A 5,843-nucleotide genomic window follows, 5' to 3' on the forward strand; every position below is an offset into this window, starting at 1 on the left:
TCTTCGGCCAGCTCAAGCTGATGCGGCAATGGGCTGGGATCGTCGATGTCGTGCCGGACTCCTCGCCGATCATCGGCCCCTCGCCGCTGCCCGGCCTGTTCCTCAATTGCGGCTGGGGCACGGGCGGCTTCAAGGCCATTCCCGCAGGCGGCACGCTGCTGGCGAACCTGCTGGCGACTGGCGAACACAACCACATCAGCCGTCCGTTCGACCTTGATCGCTTCGCCAGCGGGCGGCTGATCGACGAAGCGGCCGGCTCCGGCATCGCGCACTGATGCATGTCGCCCAAAAGTACGCAGCGGTTTGGGGAGAACGACATGCATAAAGACGAAGATTGAGGATTTTATGCAGCTTTTCCCTTGCCCATTCTGCGGCCCGCGCGACGAAACCGAATTCCACTATGGCGGCGATGCCGGAAATGCGCGGCCGGATGGCGCCGATGTGCCGATCGATCGCTGGGCTGATTACCTCTATCTGCGCACCAATCCGAAAGGCACGGCGCGCGAAATCTGGGTTCACATGAACTGCGGCGAGTTCTTCGTCATGGAGCGCGACACCGTCACCCACAAGGTGCTGTCCTCGGCCGCACTCGGCGGGGAGCACGTCGCGTGACCGCCTCGCGCCTTGCCACCGGCGGCAGCGCCATCGACCGCTCGCGCCCGATACGCTTCAGCTTCGACGGCACCACCGTGCAAGGCTTTGCCGGCGACACCATCGCCTCGGCGCTGCTGGCGGGTGACGTCGCGGTCGTCGGCCGCAGCTTCAAATACCACCGGCCGCGCGGCATATGGGGCGCCGGCGTCGAGGAGCCAAATGCGCTGGTCGATCTCGGCGGCACGCGGGCGACGCCGAACACCCGCGCCACGACCGAGCCGGTGCGCGACGGACTGGTGGCGAAAAGCGTCAACGCCACGCCCAGCGCACTGGCCGACCGCAACGCCTTCCTGGACCGTTTTGCGCGCTTCATCCCGGCCGCGTTCTACTACAAGACCTTCATGTGGCCGGACTGGCACAGGTTCGAGCCGCGCATCCGCGCCATGGCGGGGCTGGGCACAGTCGACGCCGACTGGACCTCGCCCGGCATGGCCGACCAGATCAACCATCATTGCGATGTGCTGGTTGTAGGCGCGGGACCGGCCGGGCTGGCGGCGGCAGGGCTGGCGTCCGGTGCTGGCCTGACCGTCACACTGGTCGACGACCAGCAGAGCCCCGGCGGATCGCTCGGCCATCGTGCCGCGGAGATCGACGGCAAGCCGGCGGCCGTATGGGGCAAGGAGACGATTGCCGGGCTTGCCGCTGGCGGTCACCTCATCCTGCCTTCGACCACCGCCTTCGGCATTTACGACCACAATCTGGTCGGGCTGAACCAGCGTCATCTCGACGGCCGGCCGGATACGCTGTGGCGGGTCAGGCCGCGCCAGATCGTGCTGGCGACCGGCGCCATCGAGCGGCCGCTGCCTTTCGCCAACAACGATCTGCCGGGCATCATGTCGGCGGATGCGGCGTTCGCCTATCTCCGGCGCCACGCTGTGCTGGTCGGCCGCCGCATCATCGTCGCCACCAACAATGACAGCGCCTATGAGGTGGCGGGGGCGCTTGCCGAGGTTGGCGCCGAAGTCAGGCTTGTCGATATCCGGCGTGACGGCGCGCCTGCGGCGGCGGCCAATGTCCGGCTGATCAAGGGGCGTTCTCTCGCATCCGCCAGCGGCAAGCTGCGCGTCGACGGCGTGACGCTCGACGACGGCACGAGGTTCGATGCCGATTGCGTTGTGGTCTCCGGCGGGTGGACGCCGACCATCCATCTCTTCGGCCAGGCCAAGGGCAAGCTCGCCTGGAGCGATGCGCGCGCGGCCTTCCTGCCGGGCGAACCGGTCGGCGGTATCGCCGTGGTCGGCGCCGCAGCCGGCGCGGTCTCCTTGTCGGAGGTGTTTGCCGGCGTGGAAAAGGCATTCGCCGGCAAGGAGAACGCGGCAACACCACGCAGCACCGGGCCGGAGGCGACGGACGGCATTCTCCCGGCCTGGCCGATGCCGGGCTCGAAAGGCCGCATCTGGATCGACTACCAGAACGACGTGACGGTGAAGGACGTCGAGCTGGCCGCACGCGAAAACTTCGTCTCGGTCGAACATCTGAAGCGCTACACCACGCTCGGCATGGCGACCGACCAGGGCAAGACCTCCAACCTGCCCGGGCTGGCGCTGATGGCAGGGATTACCGGCCGCACGGTGCCGGAGGTCGGCACCACCACCTACCGGCCGCCGTTCACGCCGGTGCCGCTGGCAAGCTTTGCCGGCGCGCGCGTCGGTGAATTGATGGCGCCGGTACGGCGGCTGCCGCTCGAAAACGTCCATCGCGCCAGCGGCGCTGTCTTCCAGGAATATGGCGGCTGGCTGCGGCCTGCTCATTATGGCGGCAACGCGGACGCGGAACGTTCGATCGCGGACGAGGCGCGACGTGCGCGCCAGTCGGTCGCGCTGTTCGATGGTTCGACGCTCGGCAAGATCGAGGTGATCGGGCCGCAGGCGGCGGCGTTCGTCGATTTCCTCTACTACAACACCATGTCAACATTGAAACCGGGCCGCTGCCGTTATGGCTTCATGCTGTCTGAGAACGGCGTGGTCTTCGACGACGGCGTGCTGGTGCGGCTGGACGAGCATCGCTTCGTCGTGTCGTGCTCGTCCTCGCATGTCGCCGCCGTCCATGCGCGGCTGGAGGAATGGCGCCAGGACCGTTTTGGCCGCGGCGCCGTCTACATCCACAACGCCACACCGGACATGGCGACACTGACCGTTTCGGGGCCAAATGCCCGCAAGCTGCTGGAAAAGCTGCATCTTGGCCTCTCGCTCGACGATGCCGACCTGCCGCATATGGCGATCGGTCATGGCACTTATGCCGGCGACGAAGTCCGCATCGCCCGCGTCAGTTTCACCGGCGACAGGAGCTACGAGATTTCGATCCGGGCCGACCACGCCGAGCCGCTATGGGCGCATCTGCGCGAGGCCGGCCAGGCGCTCGACGCCATCGTCATCGGCCTGGAGGCGCTGATGATCCTGCGTGCCGAAAAGGGTTTTATCGTCATCGGCAAGGACACCGACGGCACCACATTGCCGCATGATCTCGGCGTCCACGGTCCGCGGGCCAAACGCAAGACCGAGTTCGTCGGCCGCCGCTCATTGTTCACCGAGGAGGCGTCGCGTGACAATCGCATGCAGCTTGTCGGGCTGGCAGTGCCGCAAGGCGAAGCACCGCTGCCGACCGGCGCGCATGGCATCAAACGGATCGACGGCAGATTGCGCAGCCAGGGCTTTGTCACCTCGAGCTACCAGAGCCCGACGCTTGGCCGCCCGGTTGCGCTTGGGCTGATAGAGCGCGGCGCGACGCGGCACGGCGAGACGATTGACATCCAGTATCTCGGCAAGATCAGCAAGGCGACAATTACCGCCCCTTGCGCCTTCGACCCGGCAGGAGACCGGCTGCATGCGTGATCTCGCGGAAAAATGGTCCGTTGCACCGGACTGGCAATCGGCGGTGATCAAGGTGCCCGGCCTTGTGGTGCGCGCGGTCTGCGGCCTCAACCAGTTGCTGGTCAGCGGCGACCTCGACGCGTGGGCGCGGGCTTCGAGCGCCGACGGGAACGGAGTCGGAGCCTTTGGCACCGCACAAGGTGACCGCTATGCGGCGCGACTGGCGCGCGACCGGCTGCTGATCGTCTCGAACAGCCCGCTTGCCATCGCCTCGGGCTGGCACACAGACGGGTTCGCGGTGACGGCGATCAGCGCCGGGTTGCAAATGTTCGAGGCCGAGGGCACGGCGCTCGACGCTTTCATCGCGCGTGGAACGACGCTCGATCCCAGCCAAGCGAGCGCCAGTGCAGCGCTGTCCTTCGCCGACATCAGCGCCGTCGTCTATCGCCATGACGCCAAGCTGCGCATCCATGTCGATCGCGGTCTTGCCGCCTATCTCTGGACATGGATGGAAATTGCCGCCGGCAACATCGCCGCAGGATCAGCGAAGTAGCCGGTTACGGCTGGTCAGAGTGTGAACGACCAGAACAGGCAGGCCAGCGTCGCAGCGGCAAAGACGACGAAGAACAGGCTGCGCAGCAGCACGTTGCGGCGCAACTCGTTCATGACAAAGTGACAACCGACGATCGCCGCGGCAAACAGGAACCGCCAGTTCAGCAATGTCCACACGGCGCTGCCCTGCCCGAACGCCCATCTGGCGACCATACAGCCGACGATGGTCGCAAACAGTGCGATCACGGTCCAGAAAAGGGCATCGGCGGCATGGGTCAGGACGATACCGGCCGCCCTTATCGGCAGGATCATCATCAGCATCGCGCTGAAGAAATAGACGGCGGCAATCGGGATGAACACGCCGGCGTCGGCAATGCCGTCAAGGCGCCTGACGCCGATCGCGCCATAGGGATAGCCGTGCCTGGCGACAGCCAGGCTCAACGCCATGAGCAAGGCGGTCAGCACGGCGACCAATGCGAAGGATGTGAGGGCTTTGCTCATGACGTTCCTGTCCCAGACGAATCAGACAGGAACGGTTTTAGCGGTCGGTCGTAAATTGCGCGTAAGCGGGGGCGCTGCCCTCACGGATTTCGTTCAGTTCAATCTGGCTGACGACAGGCTATTCAGCGGCGATCCGGCCTGCCGAACGATTGGCCAGCACAAAGCCGACCTCGTCGACCGCCTGCGCCGCACGCTTAAGGATCGCCTCGGAGCGCAGCACGCCGTCGGTGAAATCCTTGTCGGTGGCGTAGACGGCGGTGGGCAGCGCAAAGGCCTCGAAGAAGCCGAACAGCGGCCGCAGCTGATGCTCGACGATCAAGGCATGGCGCTCGCCACCGCCGGTCGCCGTCAGCACGATGGGCTTTCCCCGCAATGCCGCCGGATCGATCAGGTCGAAGAAATGCTTGAACAGGCCGGTATAGCTGCCCTTGTAGGTCGGCGAGCCCACGACAAGCACGTCGGCGGCGAGGATTTGTTCCAGGATCGCGTGCGCCTGGCCGTCGAGATCGCGGGCCCATTTCGCCGTTCCCAGCGACGGCCCGAGATCCTCGATATCATAGGTGCTCGCCGATAGGCCGTGGCTGGCGGCGATGTCCCTGGCGACCAGATCGACGAAGGCGCGCGTCTTTGACGGCCTGGTGATGTTGCCGGAAAAGCCGACGACTGTTGGGTTTGACATGGCAGTGGGCCTCTTGGATGGTCGAAGGTTTGACGTGGCGGGCCGCCAGCCCGCCGGTGGAAAATCAGCTCCAGGCGTGCAGCGGCGGATTTTCGCCGTTGAGGAAATATTTGCCGAGGATCGAGTATTTCCAGCGCACCGGATCGTGCAGCGTGTGCGTGCGCGCGTTGCGCCAATGCCGGTCGAGATTGTGCTCGGCCAGGGTTGAGCGGGTCCCTGCCAGTTCGAACAGCTTGTTGGTGGCGGCGATGGCGATCTCTGTCGACAGGATTTTTGCCTCGGCAGTGACGATCTGGGCGTGCGCCACCGTCTCGGCTGTCGGCTCGGCCACTGCCCGGTCGATTGCATGACCGGCCTTTTCGAGCAGCGCCTGCGCCGCGTGCAGGCGCAGCGTCAGGTCGCCGATGGCCTGAATGGTGTAGGGATCGTCCCAGGCGTTGTCGACGCCGCTGTCGATCCAGGCGCGGCTTTTGGTCCTGACGAAATCGACCGTCTCGTCGATCGCCGCCTGGGCGATGCCGGTGTCCACGGCCACCTGGATGATCTGGAAGATGGCGCCGTCGGCGGTCGGTTTGTCGTAGCCCTTGTAGCCGGGTACCAGATGCGTCTTCGGCACCTTGACGTTGTCGATGATGACGGTGCCGGAC

At 65.7% G+C, this 5,843-nt stretch carries 7 protein-coding genes; 4 read left to right on the top strand and 3 right to left on the bottom strand.

All coding sequences use genetic code 11. The features are described from left to right. From EN884_RS22625 to EN884_RS22640, 4 genes are all read left to right on the top strand, one after another. The coding region (locus tag EN884_RS22625; RefSeq protein WP_128360744.1) for an FAD-dependent oxidoreductase at positions 1-275 on the top strand (275 nt) is incomplete at its 5' end. A gap of 70 nt (positions 276-345) precedes the next feature. Beyond that, entirely contained in the window at positions 346-612 is a 267-nt protein-coding gene (locus EN884_RS22630; RefSeq protein ID WP_013528149.1) for a sarcosine oxidase subunit delta, read from the top strand. Continuing rightward, complete coding sequence (locus EN884_RS22635; RefSeq protein WP_063169864.1) at positions 609-3,485, top strand: sarcosine oxidase subunit alpha family protein; 2,877 nt, start codon at positions 609-611, stop codon at positions 3,483-3,485. The genes EN884_RS22630 and EN884_RS22635 overlap by 4 nt, the downstream gene beginning before the upstream one ends. Beyond that, positions 3,478-4,017: a hypothetical protein gene (locus EN884_RS22640; RefSeq protein WP_063169863.1), complete on the top strand. Its 540-nt coding sequence runs from the start codon at positions 3,478-3,480 to the stop codon at positions 4,015-4,017. The genes EN884_RS22635 and EN884_RS22640 overlap by 8 nt, the downstream gene beginning before the upstream one ends. Positions 4,018-4,031: 14 nt before the next feature. On the opposite strand, the gene EN884_RS22645 is transcribed toward EN884_RS22640, so the two are convergent. The 3 genes from EN884_RS22645 to EN884_RS22655 form a co-directional block, all read right to left on the bottom strand. After that, complete coding sequence (locus EN884_RS22645; protein ID WP_063169862.1) at positions 4,032-4,517, bottom strand: hypothetical protein; 486 nt, start codon at positions 4,515-4,517, stop codon at positions 4,032-4,034. 118 nt (positions 4,518-4,635) lie between these two features. Continuing rightward, positions 4,636-5,196, bottom strand: coding sequence for an FMN reductase (gene msuE / locus EN884_RS22650; protein WP_027164238.1), 561 nt, complete (start codon positions 5,194-5,196; stop codon positions 4,636-4,638). 64 nt (positions 5,197-5,260) lie between these two features. Continuing rightward, positions 5,261-5,843 (bottom strand): acyl-CoA dehydrogenase family protein (locus EN884_RS22655; RefSeq protein ID WP_281034839.1); only part of this gene is annotated, 583 nt, incomplete at its 5' end.

This window comes from Mesorhizobium sp. M7A.F.Ca.AU.001.01.1.1, assembly GCF_004022735.1.
GTDB lineage: Bacteria > Pseudomonadota > Alphaproteobacteria > Rhizobiales > Rhizobiaceae > Mesorhizobium > Mesorhizobium ciceri.